Raw genomic sequence first — 20,696 nt, 5'->3', positions numbered from 1 at the left:
AGGAAATCTGTATTTTTGAAAAACAATAGATTTGGAATAGATTTAACAGCTAATTTTACTTTATAATTCTACACTTAAACTTACATTATGAAGATCTTACTGGTTGAAGATGAAATAGAAATGCAAAAAAGTATTACCCACTATTTAGGACTTGAAAAGAATATAGTTGAAGTAGCGAACGATTTTAATAGTGCTTATGAAAAAATACAAGTATATGAATATGATTGTGTTTTATTAGATATTACTTTGCCTAATGGTAATGGGTTAGATTTAATAAAAACCATTAAAAATAGTAGACCAAAAACTGGAATTATTATTATTTCAGCCAAAAATTCATTCGATGATAAAATAGATGGATTGAATTTAGGAGCGGATGATTATTTGCCAAAACCCTTCTATTTACCCGAACTAAATGCTCGTATAAAAGCTTTGATTAGACGCAATAATTTTGATGGAGTTGATGTAATTATCATCAATGAAATGGCACTGTATCCGGATGAAAGAAAAGTTTTGATACACACACTTCCAATTACTTTAACTTCAAAAGAGTTTGATTTATTAGTTTATTTTATCGCTAATAAAAACAGGGTTATTCAAAAAAACGCTTTGGTGGAACATCTATGGGGAGACAGCGCGGATCAATTTGATAATTTTGATTTTATCTACAACCACGTGAAAAATCTTAGAAAGAAACTACTGGCAGCAAACTGTAATGACTACATTCAGTCCATATATGGCATAGGATATACTTTTAAAACCGAACTATGAAGTTACTAACAAAAACGAGCCGATATTATATCTTCTACACTATTCCGGTAATTTTATTTTCAGCCATTTTTATCTATTTTTTTTTATTGGAAGAAATTGGGGAAAGCAATGAATCTATTCTTTTAACAAGAGTAAAAGTGATACAAAGCTCTACATTAAAAAAGGAAATGGTACTGTGCTAAATGTATTTGAAGCCAATAATGAGGTGTATATAAAAGAGATTGAAAAGGGCAGGATTATTCCGCAAACTACTAAGGACACGTTGCTGTATTCTGATATTGAAAAGGAGTACATTTCGAATAAAATGATAGCACTAAATGCTGTCGTAAACGGGAAAAATTATCACATTAAAGTTTGGAAGAGTACCATAGAATATGATGAATTGATGGAAGTAGTCTTTGTTGTTTTTACATTATTATTGGTATTACTTTTTTTAGTCACAGCGTACATCAATATCAAAATTTCCAAGTTAATTTGGAAACCATTTAAAAGCACCTTAGACTATATTAAGGATTTTAACGTCAATACACTGCATTATAAAAAATTAGAATCTAATGAAATCACGGAGTTCAGCGAATTAAATTCTTCTATCAATCTCATGACTTCAAAAATGATTAATGATTACAATAATCAAAAAAAATTTACTGAAAATGCTTCCCATGAATTTCAAACACCATTAGCTATAATAAAGGGTAAAATAGATTTATTACTTCAAGAAAACACTTTGAATGAAGAAACAATGAAGCTGTTAGTTTCTATTGAAGAGGCAACAAGTCGGTTGAGTAGGATAAATAAATCATTGTTATTACTTTCTAAAATAGAAAATCAACAATACGAAAAAACAGATACCGTTGCACTACTTCCTTTGCTTGAGAAAGTAAAAACCTTAAACGAAGATTTCATTTTAGATAAAAAGCTTCAGTTTGTTTACGAAGCAACTGAGGAATTGGATTTTAGAATTAATTCAGAATTGTGTTTTATTTTAATTAATAATTTAGTCCAAAATGCCATAAGACATAATTACAAGAACGGACAAATTATTGTTTCGATAAAAAATAAAACCTTAATTATAAGCAATACTGGTGCACTCGAACCATTAAATGAAAATACTATTTTTGAGCGTTTTGAAAAAAAATCGTCTAATGTAAATTCTATTGGTTTAGGATTGGCTATCGTGAAGGAAATTGCCGAAGCGAATTCAATTAACATTTCATATCATTATAAAAATAATGCGCATTTATTTTCTTTAAGTCAGTTTAAAAATATGGTTACATAATAGATTGATTGTAAATATTTAATTACTAATATAATAACATCTAACAAAAGTTATGGGGAGCAAAATAAGTATTTTACTATTGGCAATCGTTATTCTAGGAATTTCATCTTGTGATGTTTATCACACCCTTCGATTTGGGGCATTACCAGACCAGAATGACTTTTCTCATTTTCCGAAAAGAAAAATTGAAAACCAAGACTCCGTTTTTAATTTCATAAAGCCTGCTAAAGACTACAATTTAGGAAAGTTGATAGGCTTGACTAACAAGTCATTGAATGCAAGTAATATAGCTCTAGATAGCTTTGCAAAAATTCATAATACAATTTCGTTTTTGATCATCAGAAATGATACGATTTTATATGAGAAATATAATGGTAAATACTCGGACACTTCGTTAGTATCTTCGTTTTCTATGGTCAAACCAATGGTCTCAACATTGGTAGGTATAGCTATTTCAGAAGGAAAAATTAAAAGTAAAGAGGACCCTATTATTAATTATTTAACGGAATTTAAAAATAAGCCAGGATTTGATAAGATTACAGTAAAAAATTTACTGCAACACACTTCAGGAATAAAATTTACAGATCAAGAATTTAATATTGTCTCCGATAATGCTGAATTTTATTGGGGTCATGATTTAAGAAGAGATATGAAAGAATTAACAATCAAAACAGCACCTAATACTGAATTTCATTATAGCAGTGCAAATACCCAGTTGTTAGCTTTAATTATTGAAAGAATAACGAATAAGCCCGTTTCAAATTACTTAGAAACTAAAATTTGGAAGCCATTAGGCATGGAAGCACCCGCATATTGGAGCTTGGACAAGGATAATCAAAATGGTATGGAAAAAGCTTTTTGTTGCCTACAAGCAAGGACCATTGATTTTGCTAAATTTGGAAGGTTATATCTCAACAAAGGCAGTTGGGAGGGCAATCAGATTGTTTCAAGGGATTGGGTGGAATATTCAACACATTCAGATCCGAGTAACAATAACAGACATTTTTACAACAACAATTGGGGAATAGGACCTGTAAAATATAATAGTTTTTATGCCGTTGGACTTTATGGTCAGTATCTGTACATCTATCCAGAGAAAAATATTCAAATTATTCGATTTGGAAATTCCTCACTATCTTATAATCCAAATTATTGGCAAGATATTTTTATTCAAATTATTGACCAGTTAAATGTGTTGAAATAAACGGGATTAGCAATACACCACGCCCAATAAAATTCGAAAGTGGTACTATTAATTTCTTTTTGAAATTGATATAGTAAGTCAAACTATAACTAGCATTGATGTGGATATATTTTTTATAAAGCAGTTTACAAAATAGATTTGAAATAGATTCATGATAGATATTTGCATACTAATTTAAAAACAGCAATTATGAAAAATTTAATTTTATTTGCCGCTGCGGCAATAAGTACAGTAGGTTGCGCACAGACTAAAGAAAAGAAAGAAGTGCCGAAATTTGTTAAGGAAGCTTTTCAAAAAGAATATCCAAATACGAAAGTAAATTGGGATATTGAGACAGATGGTTTTGAAGCAGAATTTACAATGAATGGCAAAGATGCTTCAGCAAACTATGATAAAAAAGGGCACAAGGTAGCCACAGAAATCGAAATTAAAGAAAACGAATTACCTGCAAAAGCCTCAACCTATATAGCAATGACCTATCCTAATAAAAAAATCAAAGAAACTGCTAAAATTACAGATGACAAAAATATAATTACGTTTGAAGCGGAGATTAGTATTGATGGAAAAAATAGTGATTTGATTTTTGATGCTTCTGGTAGATTTGTAAAAATCTTGAAAGGAGAATAATCTTAAAATAAAAATATAATTTATAACAAGCCATTAAAAAAAAAATAGTGGCTTAATTGTACAAATAGTTACGAAAGTGAAAAAAACCTTACTGTATTCCTTTATGTTGACTCTTCTAAGTTTTCCTTTTTTAGAAGCGCAGGAAAAAGATTCTTTATCCTTTGTAAAATCAAAAAGAATGTCTGAAGATGACCTCATTAAAAAAAAAGAAGGTAGGTTTTTCACAGGAATTCCTGATTTTTCATCAGATCCGGTTACCGGATTTGGTTTTGGTGTGAGATCTAATATTTTCTGGAATGGAGCGCGAACAAATCCCTTGTTTCCTTACACGCCTTACTTAGCAAAATTGAAGGTGAACGCAGCTTATTACACATCCAATGCAAGAGAATTAGTGATGTCATTAGATGTTCCTTATTACAAAGGCACTAGATGGAGATTTAAAATTGATTTTAAGGCACAGCAAAATCCAACCAATTTATATTTTGGTCTAACTGAAACTACTTTAGAACCATTAAGACTTCCTTCAACTCCTAGTGGAGGACCAACTTATAACACCTATTCAGAATATGATCAGGCAAGAAAAACGCTGCGTTCAGGCGATGTTGGCGAAGCCCCTTTTGTAACAGATGCCTTATCTAATAGATTTAGAGAAACAGAATTTATGCTTAATCTAAAAGCCGATTATGCGTTAGGCAATGGAAAATGGAGAATTATGGGCGGCTATGAAATACAAAACTTAAGGTACAAAACTTTTGAAGGTGTCGAAGCTGAGGCTATAGATCCAATTACGAAAGAAAAGACAACCGCGCCTAATGGGTTCTCGCTTTTAAAAAGAGATTTTGAACAAACGAATATATCGGGTTTAAACGGCGGTTGGATTTCGATTCTTCAAACTGCGCTTATTTATGACACAAGAGATTTTGAACCAGATCCAACAAAAGGATACTATTTTGAAATTGCAAATGAATATTCAAGTAAATATATTGGTTCGCAGCTTGAATTTAATAAATTATTTCTACAAGGGAAAGGATTTTGGAAATTGCCTTTCGGTAAAAGGACAGTTGTAGCGAGTAGGTTGGGAGTTGGAAATATATTTGGATCAAACGCTCCATTTTTTGAATTTCAAGATCAATGGAGTCCCGATGGAAGTATCAACTCTTTGGGAGGAAAACAATCGTTGAGAGGTTATAGAGCAAACCGGTTTTTATCACGCTCGTTATGGTTTACTAACATAGAATTAAGGTATCGATTCTTAGAAACTAAACTTGGAAAACAAAGGTTTGCTTTTGGATTAGCGCCGTTTTTTGATGCAGGAACAGTGAGAGATAGATGGCAAGATTTAAATTTTAAAAATATTAAATTTTCATACGGTGCAGGATTACGAATTGCTTGGAATCAATCTACAATTTTGTCATTTGATTATGGAAAGTCAAAAGAGGACAGTTTATTTTATTTTGGAATAGGACAAGCATTTTAAAATAAACTTCAAAAAATACTGGAGCGTGAAGTTGTATTAAGCTATAATGGTGGTTCTTTAAGAACACAAAATCTGATAATTTTATGCGAATTCTCATTCTCTATATCCTTGCACTTAATGCAATTGCTTCTTTTGCACAAAAAAGAGACGTGAATTTTTTTATTGAAAAAGCCGTTGTGAATACGGCTTTATTAGAGGATTTAAACAACCAATCTAATTCTTTATCGATAGATAGTTTACTATATAAAGCCAATTTAAAACCGCAATTAAATGCTAATTTATTTGCTAATTATGCGCCGGTAATTAATAATTTTGGTTACGACAATGCGATCAGTAATGGCCAAAATGTTAGCGGTTTAGTGAGCTTTTCGCAAAAAATATTTGGCAAAGGCCAAAAAAACAATCAGCTTACTGCCCTCACTTTATTAAAAGATAAAGTAGATTTTAATAAAAAAATTACAAAAAATGATATTGAAAAAGCCATACGATCACAATATATCATTGCTTTTTCTGATAACAATCAATTTTTAAACCTACAAAAACAGTTTGGTTTATTAAATACTGAATTGGAAATTCTTAAAAAGTTTACTCAAAAATCAATCTACAAACAAACGGACTACCTTCTTTTTTTATCCACAGTAAAACAGCAGGAATTCAGCATGCTGCAAATGAAATATCAATTTGAAAATGATTTAGGAATATTAAATTATTTATGTGGAACCAATGAAAAATCGACCGCTGTATTAATCCAACCGCAAATTGAATTGAAGCAACTAATAGATTCAGAAAGTTCTATTTATAATCAACAATTTAAAATTGATAGTTTGAGTATTCAGAATCAAAAACAAAATATTGCCAATAATTATAAGCCATCACTACTATTGTTAGCAGATGCTGGGTATGTTTCTACTATAACAGGCCAATATCATAAAAATTTTGGTAACAGTGTTGGTTTTAATTTTTCAATTCCCATTTATGATGGAGATCAAAGAAAACTCCAAACCATTAAAAATAAATTGGCCTTGCAAACTAGTGCGGCTTATAAAAAACAATTTGAAAGACAGTTTAAGCAGCGGCAAGAACAGTTAGTGTTAAAATTAAGTCAAAACGAAATGATTACTAAACAATTAGAGGCTCAATTCAATATCAATGGCACTTTATTAAAAGCTTTTAATAAATTGTTGGTTACTGGAAATGCAAGTATACCAGATTATGTTATTGCCCTTAATGCTTCATTGTCGCTTACAAATGCAATAGCTCAAAATAATATGGAACGATTGGTATTAATTAATGACCTTAATTACTGGAATACAAATGAAAAATAAGATAATCACATCCCTTATAATTCTATTTTTTTTAGTGCTTTTACAGTCTTGTAAAAAACAAGAAACTACTGTAAAAGAAACAGAAACTATAATCCCTGTAACTGTCACAACGATTGACACAACTGGTATTGATGATTATGAAGAAGTGTCTGGAACGGTTTCTTATATCGTTAAAACTCCTATAAAATCAATCATTACTGGTTATATAACAGCTGTTAATGTAAAAACGAATGACAAAGTTGTAAAAGGAAAGCGGCTGTTTTCCATAAAAACAAAAGAGGCAATTGCTTTAGGAAATGATGTGAATAAATTAGATTCTAATTTGCATTTTGGAAATGCGGTTTTTATCTCCTCAAGTTCTAATGGATTTATTACCGCTATTAATGTAGAGAACGGCAACTACGTTCAAGAAGGGGATATATTGGCCATTATTAATGATTTGAATAATTATGGCGTCGTTATTAATGTTCCTTTCGAATTAAAAAAATACCTTTCGATTAATCAACAACTTCCTATTTACTTGCCAGATGGAACATCCATTTCATCTACAATAAAACAATTTATTCCGGCTGTAGATGCCGCTTCGCAAATGCAAAGTGTGTTTTTAAAAATCAATGCAAATGAAGTTTTACCTGAAAACTTGATTGTTTCTGTACGGATTCCAAAATCAAATAAATCTTCTATCACTACGGTACCAAAAGCAGCTATTTTAAGTAATGAAATAGAAACAGAATATTGGGTTATGTTACTTAAAAATGATGTGACGGCTATCAAGGTTCCTGTTCAAATTGGTTTAAAAAATCAAGAAAGAATAGAAATAATAGCACCTAAATTTAAAGTAACAGATAGAATAGTAATTTCAGGGAACTATGGAGTGGGCGATACCATTAAAGTGAAAATTATAAATAGTGTCCAATAATGAATAATTTTTTTGTAAAATATAAAAGTGGTTTAAGCACCTTAATTTTCTTGATAGTATTGGGAGGTATTTTTGCGTATTCTAAAATGCAAACCAGTCTATTTCCAGAAATTACTTTTCCTAAAATAAAAGTCATTGCCGATGCAGGCCAACAACCAGTTGATAAAATGATGGTTACCGTTACCAAGCCACTAGAAAATGCGATAAAAAAAATCCCCAATCTAAAAACGGTTCGAAGCACAACCAGCAGAGGAAGTTGTGAGATTTCAGCATTTATGGATTGGAATTCGGATTTGGATGTAAGCAAACAGCAAATTGAATCTAGAATTAATCAGATTAGAACTGATTTACCACCAAATATTCAGATAACAGTGGAGAAAATGAATCCGTCCATTCTTCCTGTGATAAGCTATTCAATCGAAAGCACAAATAAATCCCCTATTGAATTAAAAAAAATAGCCAATTTCACGATAAAGCCCTTTCTCTCGCAAGTGGATGGTGTAAGTGAAGTTCGAGTTATTGGTGGAAAAGAAAAAGAATATTGGATTGAACTCAATCAGAATAAAATGATTGCTTATGGCATTACGCCTGAAGCAGTTTCACAGGTTTTAAGCCAAACCAATTTTATTACTTCCAATGGTTACTTGTCAGATAATCGATTTTTATATTTAACGCTAACCGATACTCAGATTAACACGAAATCCGATTTAGAAAATCTAGTAATCATAAATAATGGAAAAGGAATAATAACCTTAAAAGATATTGCAACGGTAGCCATTGAAGAAGCTAAAGAATATATAAAAGTAAATGCCAACGGAAAAGAAAGTGTATTAATTGCGATCATCAAACAACCTAGTGCCAACTTAATTACCATGTCAAGTGATATGGATGCGAAATTGAAAGAATTGCAAAAAATAATTCCGAAAGATCTAAAAATAAAACCTTATTACGAGCAATCCAGTTTTGTGGGTGATGCCGTAAAAAGTGTTACCGACAGTTTATTAATAGGACTGTTTTTAGCGATTATTGTAGCAATTTTATTTTTGAAATCGATTAAAGCAAGTGCTACTATTTTAATTGTAATTCCGGTAACACTTTGTGCTACTTTGCTAGTCTTATATTTTTCTGGACAAACTTTCAATATTATGACCTTAGGTGCAATTGCTGCTGCGCTAGGGCTGATTATTGATGATGCCATCGTTGTTGTGGAGCAAATTCATAGAACCCACGAGGAGCATCCTGAAGAACCTACAACAGCATTATTGCAAAAAGCAATTCACTATCTCTTTCCTGCAATGGTAGGTTCATCCTTATGTACTATTGTTATTTTTCTTCCTTTTGTATTGATGAGTGGTGTTGCTGGAGCATATTTTAAAGTGCTCACAGATACGATGATTATCACATTAATCTGTTCTTTTTTTGTGACTTGGATTCTATTGCCAGTTGTTTATTTGTTGCTTACAAAAAATGACAACAATCTTTCTGAAGTGAAATCAGCAAGCAAACATCACGAAGTTAAAAGTCAAAATTGGGTAGCCTATTTTATTGAGAGACCACTATTGAGTTTTGGTTTTTGTGCTGTATTACTTATTTCGATAGTTTTAATTTTACCAAAATTAGAAACTGGTTTTTTACCGGAGATGGACGAAGGAAGTATTGTTTTGGATTATGAATCACCACCTGGTACTTCATTAGAAGAAACGGATAGAATGTTAGTTGAGGTCGAGAAAATCATTCATACTATTCCAGAAGTGGAGGCATACAGCAGAAGAACAGGGACACAAATGGGTTTTTTTATTACAGAACCTAATAGAGGTGATTATTTAATTCAACTAAAAACAGACCGTTCCAAAACAAGTAATGACGTTATAGATGAAATTCGATTAAAAGTAGAAAGTTCACAGCCTGCACTTCGAATAGATTTTGGTCAAGTTATTGGCGACATGCTAGGTGATTTGATGAGTTCTGTTTCTCCTATTGAGGTCAAAGTATTTGGAAACGATCAAAAAGAATTGCAAAAAATAGCCAAACAAGTAGCTCTCATAGTCAAAAAAACAGAAGGCACCGCTGATGTATTTGATGGAATTGTATATGCTGGGCCTTCCATAAGTATTACCCCAAACTATAACCAATTATCTCAATATGGTATTACGCCAGCCAATTTGCAATTTCAATTGCAAACTTTGTTGGAAGGAAATGTGATTGGCTCTATTTTAGAGTTGGATAAAGCGGTTCCGATACGGTTGATTTATCCAAATACCCAGAATAGAAATTTAGAGGAAATTAGAAAGATTTTTATTTTTTTACCAAATGGAAAATCGATACCGATTAAAAATCTGGTCAATATCTCAATCTCTAAAGGAATTGCCGAGATAGAGCGCGAAAATTTGCAGATGATGTGCGTGGTTACCGGTAGGTTAGACAATAAAGATTTAGGTACGGTGATGCAAAACATTAAAAAAGAAGTCTCAAGTAAAATTTCGCTGCCAAGTGGTTATTATATTGATTATGCCGGCGCTTACAAAGACCAGCAACAATCATTCAAAGAATTATTACTTATTTTAATGGCATCTTGTTTATTAGTTTTTGGCGTTTTGTTATTCCTTTTCCGAAATTTAAAAGTGGCTTTTATACTGCTGTTTATTTCAGTCCTAGGTATTTCTGGGAGTTATTTATTACTGTTTTTGACAAACACTCCTTTGAATGTTGGGAGCTATACAGGTTTGATTATGATTGTTGGAATTATTAGTGAAAATGCTATTTTCACCTATTTACAATTTAAAGAAACCCTTCATAATTCGAATGATAAAAAGCAATCCTTGGTGTATGCCATATCAACCCGTTTAAGACCAAAATTAATGACTGCTTTAGGAGCAATAATTGCATTATTACCTTTGGCCATTGGAATTGGTACAGGTTCTGAATTGCATCAACCACTTGCAATTGCAGTAATAGGTGGTTTTTTAATCGCAATGCCTTTACTTTTAATTGTGCTGCCAAGTTTATTGTATTATTTTAATATTGAACATAAGGACTAGTTTTACAATACGTAATCGATTAAGGAATACCAATTACCAAATTAGAGCGTTCTCGTTTTGAAGATGCTTTTGACGAAACTGAGTTATTAGGGTTTTCAACCTCTTTTACCACTTTTGATTTATTGCAAAGTCACTGCAGAGGTGATGTAATGGCAAAGAATTTAATCCAACACCACAAAAAGCAAGTTCGCATGTTGGGTTGTCTTATTTCGAGAAAACAAGTGCTCACCGTTAGAGGTACGATGTGTTTTGGCACTTGGGTAGATTTTGAAGGAACTTATTTTGACACCGTGCATTTCCCTGATAATTTACTACAGTTTCCTTTTCAAGGTGGAGGTTGTTATCTTTTATTAGGAACTGTTGAAGTTGATTATCATTTTCCAACGCTAACCATTTTCAAAATGGCAAAGCTTCCTTTTGTCCCTGATCCAAGATATTCTGATGCTAAGGATTATCAATTCCTAACCCAACAACGCATCAAGGAAGATGTGAGTAATATCAGTCGGGATCCATATCCTCGGGCGCATGAGATTAATCTGCCAAGGTACAAGATGAGGGAGTGAGGTATTGATTTAAAGATAAAAAGTTGAAAAATTTTAATTTGACTTGTTTTATAGGGCTGGATTCAAGTTATAAATGCAACTTTTTGGTAAAACATATAATTTGGTGTTTCAAAATTAAATCTTTTTCTCGGACGGTTATTTAATTTTTCTTGTATTTCTATAATTCTTTCGATTGTTATTTCTTCAAAACAGGTCGATTTCGGTATATACTGCCTTATCAATCCATTTAGATTTTGATTTGCCCCTCGTTCCTATGGACTGTAAGGATTTGCAAAATAAAAATCAATTTCTAGTGCTTTTGCGATTTCTTGATGCATCGCAAATTCTTTTCCATTATCGGATGTGATTGTAAACAAATGAGACTTCCAGTTCTGTAATAATTCAATGGTCGCTTGTTTGACCAACTCACTTTCTTTAGACTTTATCTTTTTCACCCTCAGCATTCCGGTGACTCTGTCGTTTATCGTAACAATGGCTCCTTTGTGATTTTTGCCGATTATAGTATCTATTTCTAAATCTCCAAAACGTTGCTTTAAATCAACAATTTTCAGGCGATCTTCAATAAGTCTCCGGTTGCTTAAGACACCTCTGGAATCTTTCGCACTTCCTCTTTTTCTATACCTTTACCGGTTGTTCGTAGACTTAGATATAAATCCCCCTTTTCTTTCTTATCTCTCCAAATATGTTGGTAAATAGACTCTGTTGAAACACAAGATAATCCGTTTTTTGAGCAAACCCTTACGATTTGTTCCGGACTTAACTCTTGATCTAGGTATGCTTTAATGCGCTCTTTAATTTCAACGGTTAAATCATTTCTTTTAGATTTTCCTTTCTGTCGCTTTTCATATTTTCGCTATGCTAAAGCATAATCATATTTGCCACTGCGTAAATTACAATTACGTTTTAGCTCTCGAGTCACTACTGACTTGTCCTTTTTAATGAGCAATGCGATTTGGCTTTTGCTAAAATTTTGCTCTAATAATACACTAATAGTATATCTTTGTTCACTGGTTAAATGGCTCATTATTTACAACTTTGGTCAGGAGCAAATAAAGACAATTTATTCCATTCGAGAGAGAGGGCTTTCATGCCCTTTCTTTTGAAAAAATTATCTTATCTCTTTTCCTGAAAGTTGCATTAATTAATTGAATCTAGTAGGACAAAAAACCAAGATTGGATTTGCATCAAAACTGTTTCAGAAATTTTTTAAGTTGAAAAGTTAGAGTTTCAATTTTATCGCTTATGGTACAAACATTGACGAATAATTTGGATAGTACCAAAAAGCAAAAACCCTCTAAATCATACGATTTAAAGGATTTTAATTTAATTTGTACTTCTACTGGCGGAGAAAGAGGGATTTTACAAAGATGTGTAAATAACTTAAAATCAGTATTTTAAAATGTAAATTATAATCGAAATCATCCCCTTTTTTATTGTGGTGTATTTTATCAATATGTGAGTAGTAATTGTACAAAATAGTGCTGATTTATAATAATTTTTATGGGTAAACCACACTAGATAATGAACATGTAATTAAACATAAGTTTGAACAATTTATTAGTCTGTTAAAGTTCAAAATTTGATGCGTTTAAATAAATTTTCTATCCAATAATCAAAGGTTCAACCTGTTCTATTTTTAGGCTAGTATATTGGCAAAACTCTTCTATCGATACAAGCTCATTTTGGAGCTTATTGCGTTCCTTTCTGATGTTTTGCAACAGTCTAATACTTTGTCTATAACTCTTTCCGGTAATGCGTTGTATATCCTTTGGGTAAATACACAATCTTTTATATTCTGTTTTCATACTCTATCTATAGCTTTGATTGGGCTTTGACTTACTTGAAACTCCTGTAATCCAATTTGTTTGACTCCATAAAATTAGTGAAAAATCTCTTTTGTTCAGAAGGGACAATTGTTGTGGTTTTTTGGGTGATGGGAAGAGACATTTGTGTTGTTTCCTGCCATTTATACCTAAAAATGACATATGGAATAGGGGAGTGTTTTTTATGCGATTTAATTGGCAAAATTTGTTTTAAAATCCATCGGAATTGTTGCAATGGAAAGTGGATTTAAAGAATATTTAAAACAAATTATAAACTTAAATTTTAGGAATTATGGCAAGACAGAAAGGCATAATTAAGTTGAAAGGTACTATTGGAGATATTACTTTTTACAAAACCCAAGATGGGCATTTAGCGCGCGAAAAAGGAGGTATCGATGCCAGCAGAATCAAAAGTGATCCAGCGTTTCAAAGAACACGTGAGAATGGTTCTGAATTTGGAAGAGCAGGAAAAGCGGGCAAGATTTTGAGAACGGCTTTGAGAGCCTTGCTTTTGAATTCTGCTGATGGCAGAATGGTCAGTCGGTTGACTCAAGCAATGATAAAGGTGATCCAAGCAGATACCGTCAGTGTGAGAGGGTTGAGAAATGTGATTGACGGCGAAGCCGAATTACTTGCTGGTTTTGAATTTAATATTAGAGGAAAATTGGGCACAAGTTTATTTGCTCCTTACGTCGCTGGTATTGACCGAGTAACTGGAGACATTACTATTGATATAGCTCCTTTTATTCCTGCTAATATGATTGCAGCTCCAGGAGGAACAACTCATTTTAAAATTATTTCGGCTGGCTCTGAAATCGATTTTGAGGGGGAGACTTTCGTTTCCACAAATTCCGAGACCACGATTCTTCCGTGGGATTTAACACCAACAGTCGCTATTACACAAGCAAATCCAGTTACTCCTAATAGCACAAGACCCTTGTTTTTGGCTTTAGGTGTTGAGTTTTACCAACAGGTGAATGGTCAGATGTATCCATTAAAAAACGGATCCTATAACCCGTTAGCATTGGTTAGCGTCAGCGGATTGTAAAATGGTTTTGGTATTAAACAGAATTTATTTTCCTGAAGGAACGCAAGGGAGCCTAGAATGGAACGGCACACTAGTTTGTTATACCATCGAATTGCCTTGGTTAGGAAATCAAAGACGAATTTCTTGTATTCCCGAGGGAGAATATGTTTTAAAAAAGCGATACAGTAAAAAATTCGGATGGCACTTGCATGTGATACATGTTTCGGGACGACATTTGATCTTAATCCATCCTGCCAATAATGCTAAAAAAGAATTATTAGGATGTATTGCTCCTGTTACCAAACACACTGGAATAGGGAAGGGCAGTTCTTCCCGAATAGCATTGAAAAAGTTAAAAGCGCTAGTTTACGCTGCTTTGGAATGCAATATTGTTGTTAAAATAAGTATTCAATCTGCCTGCAGCGCGCAGGTTTAAAAAATTATACTATGAAATTAGTTGAAAGAGCAAAATCGCCCACTCCTAAGTTTTTTAGGATTTTGCGAACCGTTGGACTAGCCTTGTTGGCCATCAGCGGAAGTGTGATTGCAGCACCGGTTGTTTTGCCAGTGGCTGTTGTTAGTATAGCTGGATATCTGGCCGTGGCTGGGGGAGTGTTATCCGCTGTAAGTCAACTCACTGTTGGCGATGTCCTTACTTCCCATCAAAAGACCGTAAATCGAGCTCGTGATGGAGGCTAATATTTCCCTTCGAGCAGGAACCGCATCAGGAACTTTGCTGAGTATTATGCCCAACATCCTTTCTGAAGATATTAAAAAAACAATTATTTTAGCGGTTGTTGGAGCAGTTGTAAGTTTTATAGTTTCACTGCTTCTAAAACGATTAACAAAAAATAAAAAATAAATTCAGTTTTCGTGTGGTAACCTTTGCTGAATTTTTAAGAAAGCCTGATCGCGAGATTAGGCTTTTTTTGTTTAGTGGCAGTACCTAAATAAAATGCATTTTTTTAATTCATTTATCAGTTTGATATTTGTCTCCAAATGTTGTTTTTGCTGCTCCAATTCTTTAATGGCATGGATGTCTTTTTTGTGCTGCTCGAAATCGCTTAGCATTTTAGTTACTTTGTGGTCAAATTCGGTTTGGAAGCATTTAATTCTAATAAAAGGAATAACGGAACCTATTAGGTGCTGGTGCCAAAATCTCATTTGCCAAAGGCTATAAGCCAGCCAGTACATCATTTCGGCATCTTCTTCGGATGAAAAAATAATTACATAACTATTTGTAAATGGCTCTTTTTGGGGCTTACCGCTGTTGATTCCTTTGTTCAGAATAAAGATTTGGTTTCCCAAGTAAATGGTGTCTTTTTGATGTGTTTTAACGATAAAATTTGGCATACTTTCGGATTTTAGAGTAGGTGCCTCACTAAGCTCGGCCCCTAAATATTTTTAAAAGAAAAAGAAAAAAAAGAAAGTCGTCTCAGAAGTGGAGGTTTCAAAAGAAGTCCAGTTTTTTTGAAAAAATACTACCCCAGACTGCTGGTAATGCGAAAGTGTATCGGTATATCTAAGTAGGAATTGAAACTGTAAGGGTGGAGATTTTTTTAAAAACCCAAAGGGCTTGAACTTGACTTTTTGAAATCGGAACTTACCTTTACTTTCTTTTTTTTTATTTTTTTCTTGGCAGTACTAAACGTTTTCGTAAGCATCCTTCTCAGCGCTTCGTTCTACTAAAAACAGCAATCAAACACCCCCAAGCACCGCAGAGAATAATAATTGCAGCGGTAGCGGAAATTATTATTATCGAGGAGCGCAGTGGCGGGGTTGCGGCAATCGAGCAGCTGCCATAAACGCGGGAATTGAGCGTCCTGCGAATGTGCTCAGGATTACTAAAAGTTATTGATTAAATGATAATTACGTTTTGCGGACTAACAAAGCGAAATGAAGCGGGTGTGAGCGTGAAACGGCGGGGAAAAAAATAAAACACTCCCGCCTTTTTGCGGCGGGAAACCTTGATTTAGGGCAAAGTGAGGTTTTTTACCGAACGGAGCCAACCCCGATAGCTGTGCGAAGGAGCAACCGCTGAAAAAACGGAGGGCTATAACCATAATATGGCTGGAATGTAATGAAGCGCTCAACGACTTCGCTCAGGGTAACAAAACAAAACTGTTACAAAAGCAAATTGTACGTTACCAATACTAATAGTGTGGCGGCGGAACGAAATGAAGCGATATTACGGTTATGGTAGCCCGACCGAACGCAGGAAGTGACCGTGTGAAGATGAGGAACGAAACGGCGCAAAAAAACAGCTCCTTATTTTTAAGGTGCTGTTTTTTTAGAGCCGTGAAGTGGCTGTGGAATGGAGGGAGACCCTGATTGTTCTATGGAAAGAAATGCTGATAGTAACTTAAAAGAGGTTATAAAAATAGAAGGTTGACCGACTGGAACTGCCGAACGGAACAAAGGGAACGACCGTAGAGAGACCGCTTGATTGCCCGTGATATTTTACGAAAATATTGTTTTAAAATCCTAACTGTTTTAGGACAATACGAATAAGTGCTTGACGGATCACTTTATTCTGATACCTTTTGGAGCACAGCAATTTTTAGTTCTAACGAACTAAGTAACCCAATTTCCATATTGATACTAAAGAAGCCTTTTTCTAATTCGTTTAAACTGAAACCCTAATTTTTTTTGATGTCGTATAAATGAAATAAGATCATTTCATTGAATAGTTCGTTTGGTTTTGATTTCAATGCTTTGTGCCTGTTAGACAAAATTTCAATGTAGTTTTTGGTTTATCCAGAACTCATGATACTGCCAGTTAATGTAAATTTAAAATAGAAGTAATGCTCTTATCCTCTATTTGAAAATAAAAAAATGGATTTAATAGTAAATGTGTTAGTAATCGTTTCTTTTTTCATGCGATTTCTGTCCATTACTGATACCTCTAAGGATCCAATTGTACTTGTCTGATTTCTATTCCTTCTCCGAATATGTTGATTTATATTTTAGGCATCGTTCTAAATCATTGTAAAAGGAAATAGCTATTTAAAGGTTTTGTAGATCAAATGATTTGCCAATTGACATCACCCAAAGCGAGTTCACCATTCATTTCTACTGTTAACCACGACGCTCCGGGGAAGGCTTCATTTAGTTTAATTGAACATCTAGAAAGGGTGCTATTTTCTAGATTTTTTCTCCTTCGTTCTCCAATTTAGCTTACAGTTGTTGTTACAGTTCTTCCGGTAATGTAACACGTAGTTCTTTCATAATACGTTTTTATACGGTTCGTTCTTTATTTAGTATTATATATTTATTGTAAAGCAAAACGATGGTAGCGGCAAGGAATGAAGTCGTGAGATAAAATAATTTTATTTCAATAAATCCAATTGACGAAAGAATTCATTTGCTTCATTTTCAAAAATAGCCAATGGGATTTGGTGGCCCATTTGGTTGTGAATTGAAATTTTGATGGCAGTATTTGGTAGTCTGTTTTTAGAAAGCCATTTTAAATTATCATTGGCTTTGATTATATCATCCTGACCACCTAATGCAAAATGCAGAGTCGATGCGGTATTTAAAGTATTTATTGCAGGAATATTTTGAGTAACTGGTCTATGCGGCAAAGCCGGATTAAATAGTAGGGCAGGGCGGTTTACTGTATTGGCAAAGTAATAAGCCATAAAACCTCCCATACTGCTGCCAATTGCTACATCAAATTTATGTTCCTTATTCAGTTTTAATAATAAATCAAAAACATTTGGGTTTTTATGATAATCCAGATCAGGTGCAACGACGGTTCCGAAGCGTTCTAAAACGGATCTCTTTGATGGACTTAGTTTGCTTTCGAGGCCGTGCAGGTATAAAATTGTCATTTGTTATTAATTTTGAGTTTTAAAATTCATTGTATAAATTGAAATTCAAATTGTATTTGATTTCGTCTAATATTTCTTCTTTGGAGGAAACTTGATCGGGTCAGAAAGTTTTATAATAGAAAAAGCGTAAATCTAAAACATCTTCTTTTTCTAAACATAAAAGGTCAATATATCGTTCCCATGTGAAATAGTCTTCATCACAATACTCATCCCTTTTTTCAGAAGGGAATCATCCACCGCATAGTCATGGTCTTCAAAATAATTCGCAATTAGCTCTCTAATGTAACCTTCATCAATTTCAGTATATTTATCGCCATCAATTGAATCATCTGCTGCATACCATGACGGATGTGTTTCTACTATTTTTTGTTTGATTTCTTCAATAATCATGATGCATTTTCTATTTGTAAAAGTAAATGTTTGGCGCGACAATCAATGGTACATGGTACTACTTTTAGAGACAAAAAACTACTTTTTTATAATTGTATCATAGCCTATGACTATATTTTTACTAAGTCAGGAACTAAAATGTTGAAGCTGATCAAATAGATTTATTACTGAAAGACCGTTAAGTTATATAATTTGATCTGAAAGCGGTCAACCTATTTCTTAAGGAGCTCCAGTAATGAATTATAGTTATGATTTGATGCAAGCAATTCTTTGGAATCGAATCGATGTGCAGTCTGTAATGGATATTGCGGTTGTACCAATTCAAGGAGGTGTAGATGCTTATAAATCATTCAGTGATGGATCTTCTAAGAAGTTTGTTATAAATCCAAATGGATATTTAAAGAATTCATAATTTCTTATAAACGTAAAGCCCAAAAAAACTCATTTCTCAGCTAATAGATATTTCGAAATTTTATATGTGACATTCAGGAATGTTTTTGGTTAAATAAAGTAGTCCTTGTACTATGGTGAGATAAACAGATTCTACATAGTACAAGGGCTCTTTCGATAAGGTGTTTTGTGTAAAATCGATTTAACACGGATCAAAATATTTTAATTAGTCATTAATTAGAATTTCGTTTTATTATTCTCTTAGTAAATAGGTTTTAGTAATATTTTTTTGATTTGATAAGTGAGTCTTTATGTTTTATAAACTTGACTTAAAAATAAGTCTCTCGCTCAAATGATTTATCAATTAGATAGCAGCTATAAATAGTCCATATTTTATTTCGAATCAAAAAATAAATTAATTAAAACAATTAAAATCAACTAGTTAAATCTGTATTTTTACTTATTTATAGACTAAATAATTATATTGAACTTTTTTCACAAGTTGTTGAACTAAATCAATAACAGGAAACGAGAACTGCTGCCGTAGATTTGCAGAGTAATTAATTATAAAAAATTTTTGCACTAGTTTTAGCTTTAATAACATTTAGATCTACTGAAGAAGCTATTGCGATTGCAAACTAGTCATATTACTGTTTCAGTGCTTGAATTTGATCTTGTGATGCTCACGAATTATTTAAAGTTCCACTTACTACTCAAGTAGGTAAATTTTGGCTAAACCAATATAATACGAATCCATCCGACGCTCCTTTTGGAGGTGTTACATCACAGAATTCGGTTGTGATAACCACAAAATGGCATTAGATCATTATTGTGTTGTAAAAAACATGCTAATCTCTTACGATAAAGTGCTAGTTGGATTCTTTTAATTAAAGACAGAAAAACAGTTTGCAAAACCCTCGGTATAATGGGGATTTTGTTGTTTTAATTACTACCCATAACTAAAGATTATAGTCTATTTTTAATGATTAAAAACGGACTTTGCAGCGCTAGGATTTTCTTAATGAGTTCAATTCCATAAAGTAACGAGCGTTTGCAACTAGCAATATCAGAATTACGTATCTTAGTGAAACAATAAAGACAGTTGTAATCGCTTCAGTGTTGATGATTGAAATGTGTTTTGACTTGGATGGAAATTACTAACGGCACTAGACCTTATGATACTAGGTGCGGAAGGATAATTATAGAATCGAGAAAGCGTAAAGCTATTTAGCACAACTTTATTTTTTGGGGTGTAAATAGCAAGTGTTTAAATAATTTAATCGATTTTATGAAAACTATAAAAGTTATAGAGAAGAGAATGATTTGCCTCCCATAAACAAGGTATTAAAAGCTGTATTTTGCGTCACCTCAGGAAAAGTTAAAAGAAGGGTTAATAGTAAAAAGAAGGAAACTATGAGTAGAGGGTTTGTAAAAGAAGATGATCAGGAGGAAATTCCAATTGTACCACCAAGGGCAGATTTACCTGATGGAGTAGTCAACTATGTTACACGAACAGGTATAGACCAGCTTTTAAGTGAAAAACAGGAATTGAATAGCGAAAAAGAGAATCTAGAAATCGCCGATGAAAATGAAAGACGAATTGTACTGAATTATATTAATGCAAAATTGCAATTATTGAATAACCGAATCGCTACTGCTAAAATTGTAGACCTCAATATGCATCCGCAGAATGAAATACGATTTGGAGCATTGATTACGCTAAAAATTGGGAGTCAAACAAAATTACAACAATATCAAATTGTAGGTGTAGATGAAGCGGATATAGCAAAAGGTAAAATCTCATTTATTTCCCCAATTGCTATATTATTGCTAAACAAAAAAGTGGGAGAAAAAGCAGTACTAAAACTAGCGAAAGAAGATCGAGTTTTTGAAATTATAGAGATTGTTTATTGAAAATTTTAAAATCCACAAAACACTTAATTATTACGTAGCTGTGGCTTCTTGAAATATAAATTGGCTTCGTGGATAATTATTGTATAGGCTAAGAAATAAAAAAAACTCAAGCTATTTGACTT

At 33.0% G+C, this 20,696-nt stretch carries 18 protein-coding genes and 1 pseudogene; 15 read left to right on the top strand and 4 right to left on the bottom strand.

Features of this window, described 5'->3' with window-relative positions:
- Positions 1 to 87 precede the first annotated feature (87 nt).
- From BUB42_RS11805 to BUB42_RS16945, 9 genes are all read left to right on the top strand, one after another.
- Positions 88 to 768, top strand: coding sequence for a response regulator transcription factor (locus BUB42_RS11805; protein WP_073020585.1), 681 nt, complete (start codon positions 88 to 90; stop codon positions 766 to 768).
- A gap of 112 nt (positions 769 to 880) precedes the next feature.
- Positions 881 to 2,044, top strand: coding sequence for a sensor histidine kinase (locus BUB42_RS11800; RefSeq protein ID WP_449755015.1), 1,164 nt, complete (start codon positions 881 to 883; stop codon positions 2,042 to 2,044).
- Positions 2,045 to 2,096: 52 nt separating this feature from the next.
- On the top strand, positions 2,097 to 3,248 hold the full coding sequence (locus BUB42_RS11795) for a serine hydrolase domain-containing protein (RefSeq protein WP_073020583.1): 1,152 nt from the start codon (positions 2,097 to 2,099) through the stop codon (positions 3,246 to 3,248).
- Positions 3,249 to 3,437: 189 nt separating this feature from the next.
- A complete protein-coding gene (locus BUB42_RS11790; protein ID WP_073020581.1) occupies positions 3,438 to 3,875 on the top strand; it encodes a PepSY-like domain-containing protein in 438 nt (145 codons plus the stop codon).
- Between the two features lie 76 nt (positions 3,876 to 3,951).
- Positions 3,952 to 5,352, top strand: a complete 1,401-nt coding sequence (gene omp85, locus BUB42_RS11785; RefSeq protein ID WP_244533927.1) for an Omp85 family outer membrane protein — start codon at positions 3,952 to 3,954, stop codon at positions 5,350 to 5,352.
- A gap of 83 nt (positions 5,353 to 5,435) precedes the next feature.
- Positions 5,436 to 6,677, top strand: a complete 1,242-nt coding sequence (locus BUB42_RS11780) for a TolC family protein (protein WP_073020577.1) — start codon at positions 5,436 to 5,438, stop codon at positions 6,675 to 6,677.
- Positions 6,667 to 7,596 carry an efflux RND transporter periplasmic adaptor subunit gene (locus BUB42_RS11775; protein ID WP_170857228.1) on the top strand — a complete coding sequence of 310 codons (930 nt, stop codon included), beginning with the start codon at positions 6,667 to 6,669 and terminating at the stop codon, positions 7,594 to 7,596. Before BUB42_RS11780 ends, BUB42_RS11775 begins: the two co-directional genes overlap by 11 nt.
- Complete coding sequence (locus tag BUB42_RS11770; protein ID WP_073020573.1) at positions 7,596 to 10,634, top strand: efflux RND transporter permease subunit; 3,039 nt, start codon at positions 7,596 to 7,598, stop codon at positions 10,632 to 10,634. The genes BUB42_RS11775 and BUB42_RS11770 overlap by 1 nt, the downstream gene beginning before the upstream one ends.
- Before the next feature lie 149 nt (positions 10,635 to 10,783).
- Positions 10,784 to 11,197, top strand: coding sequence for a hypothetical protein (locus BUB42_RS16945; RefSeq protein WP_073020572.1), 414 nt, complete (start codon positions 10,784 to 10,786; stop codon positions 11,195 to 11,197).
- A gap of 62 nt (positions 11,198 to 11,259) precedes the next feature.
- On the opposite strand, the pseudogene BUB42_RS11760 reads toward BUB42_RS16945, so the two are convergent.
- Positions 11,260 to 12,224 (bottom strand): annotated as a pseudogene (locus BUB42_RS11760) (IS30 family transposase).
- A gap of 1,088 nt (positions 12,225 to 13,312) precedes the next feature.
- Between BUB42_RS11760 and BUB42_RS11750 the strand changes: the two are divergent.
- The 4 genes from BUB42_RS11750 (at position 13,313) to BUB42_RS16460 (ending at position 14,909) form a co-directional block, all read left to right on the top strand.
- Complete coding sequence (locus BUB42_RS11750; RefSeq protein ID WP_073020570.1) at positions 13,313 to 14,068, top strand: hypothetical protein; 756 nt, start codon at positions 13,313 to 13,315, stop codon at positions 14,066 to 14,068.
- A 1-nt stretch (position 14,069) separates the two neighbouring features.
- Positions 14,070 to 14,483, top strand: coding sequence for a DUF5675 family protein (locus BUB42_RS11745; protein ID WP_073020569.1), 414 nt, complete (start codon positions 14,070 to 14,072; stop codon positions 14,481 to 14,483).
- Between the two features lie 62 nt (positions 14,484 to 14,545).
- Positions 14,546 to 14,746: a hypothetical protein gene (locus BUB42_RS11740; protein WP_396177925.1), complete on the top strand. Its 201-nt coding sequence runs from the start codon at positions 14,546 to 14,548 to the stop codon at positions 14,744 to 14,746.
- Positions 14,736 to 14,909, top strand: a complete 174-nt coding sequence (locus BUB42_RS16460) for a hypothetical protein (protein ID WP_170857227.1) — start codon at positions 14,736 to 14,738, stop codon at positions 14,907 to 14,909. Before BUB42_RS11740 ends, BUB42_RS16460 begins: the two co-directional genes overlap by 11 nt.
- 71 nt (positions 14,910 to 14,980) lie before the next feature.
- On the opposite strand, the gene BUB42_RS11735 is transcribed toward BUB42_RS16460, so the two are convergent.
- From BUB42_RS11735 to BUB42_RS11725, 3 genes are all read right to left on the bottom strand, one after another.
- The gene (locus BUB42_RS11735; protein ID WP_073020565.1) at positions 14,981 to 15,400 is read right to left on the bottom strand and encodes a DUF6943 family protein; all 420 of its coding nucleotides are present in this window, start codon (positions 15,398 to 15,400) and stop codon (positions 14,981 to 14,983) included.
- A 1,976-nt stretch (positions 15,401 to 17,376) separates the two neighbouring features.
- Complete coding sequence (locus tag BUB42_RS11730; RefSeq protein ID WP_073020564.1) at positions 17,377 to 17,880, bottom strand: YqiA/YcfP family alpha/beta fold hydrolase; 504 nt, start codon at positions 17,878 to 17,880, stop codon at positions 17,377 to 17,379.
- Between the two features lie 150 nt (positions 17,881 to 18,030).
- The gene (locus BUB42_RS11725; RefSeq protein ID WP_139257369.1) at positions 18,031 to 18,312 is read right to left on the bottom strand and encodes a hypothetical protein; all 282 of its coding nucleotides are present in this window, start codon (positions 18,310 to 18,312) and stop codon (positions 18,031 to 18,033) included.
- 193 nt (positions 18,313 to 18,505) lie between these two features.
- Between BUB42_RS11725 and BUB42_RS16455 the strand changes: the two genes are divergently transcribed.
- Complete coding sequence (locus BUB42_RS16455; RefSeq protein WP_170857226.1) at positions 18,506 to 18,682, top strand: hypothetical protein; 177 nt, start codon at positions 18,506 to 18,508, stop codon at positions 18,680 to 18,682.
- Positions 18,683 to 20,073: 1,391 nt separating this feature from the next.
- On the top strand, positions 20,074 to 20,574 hold the full coding sequence (locus tag BUB42_RS11720; protein ID WP_073020685.1) for a GreA/GreB family elongation factor: 501 nt from the start codon (positions 20,074 to 20,076) through the stop codon (positions 20,572 to 20,574).
- Positions 20,575 to 20,696 lie beyond the last annotated feature (122 nt).

It is taken from the genome of Flavobacterium micromati, from assembly GCF_900129585.1.
GTDB classification, from domain to species: Bacteria; Bacteroidota; Bacteroidia; order Flavobacteriales; family Flavobacteriaceae; genus Flavobacterium; species Flavobacterium micromati.
This window is presented reverse-complemented; position numbering and strand designations above follow the sequence as displayed.

Bases quoted from the DNA above. Each gene is read 5' to 3' on its own strand.
- BUB42_RS11790 (WP_073020581.1), top strand. From the start codon at position 3,438: ATGAAAAATTTAATTTTATTTGCCGCTGCGGCAATAAGTACAGTAGGT.
- BUB42_RS11770 (WP_073020573.1), top strand. From the start codon at position 7,596: ATGAATAATTTTTTTGTAAAATATAAAAGTGGTTTAAGCACCTTAATT.
- BUB42_RS11750 (WP_073020570.1), top strand. From the start codon at position 13,313: ATGGCAAGACAGAAAGGCATAATTAAGTTGAAAGGTACTATTGGAGAT.
- BUB42_RS11745 (WP_073020569.1), top strand. From the start codon at position 14,070: ATGGTTTTGGTATTAAACAGAATTTATTTTCCTGAAGGAACGCAAGGG.
- BUB42_RS11720 (WP_073020685.1), top strand. From the start codon at position 20,074: ATGAGTAGAGGGTTTGTAAAAGAAGATGATCAGGAGGAAATTCCAATT.
- BUB42_RS16945 (WP_073020572.1), top strand. From the start codon at position 10,784: ATGGCAAAGAATTTAATCCAACACCACAAAAAGCAAGTTCGCATGTTG.
- BUB42_RS16460 (WP_170857227.1), top strand. From the start codon at position 14,736: ATGGAGGCTAATATTTCCCTTCGAGCAGGAACCGCATCAGGAACTTTG.
- BUB42_RS11730 (WP_073020564.1), bottom strand. From the start codon at position 17,880: ATGACAATTTTATACCTGCACGGCCTCGAAAGCAAACTAAGTCCATCA.
- BUB42_RS11780 (WP_073020577.1), top strand. From the start codon at position 5,436: ATGCGAATTCTCATTCTCTATATCCTTGCACTTAATGCAATTGCTTCT.
- BUB42_RS11735 (WP_073020565.1), bottom strand. From the start codon at position 15,400: ATGCCAAATTTTATCGTTAAAACACATCAAAAAGACACCATTTACTTG.
- BUB42_RS11775 (WP_170857228.1), top strand. From the start codon at position 6,667: ATGAAAAATAAGATAATCACATCCCTTATAATTCTATTTTTTTTAGTG.
- BUB42_RS11795 (WP_073020583.1), top strand. From the start codon at position 2,097: ATGGGGAGCAAAATAAGTATTTTACTATTGGCAATCGTTATTCTAGGA.
- BUB42_RS11805 (WP_073020585.1), top strand. From the start codon at position 88: ATGAAGATCTTACTGGTTGAAGATGAAATAGAAATGCAAAAAAGTATT.
- BUB42_RS16455 (WP_170857226.1), top strand. From the start codon at position 18,506: ATGAATTATAGTTATGATTTGATGCAAGCAATTCTTTGGAATCGAATC.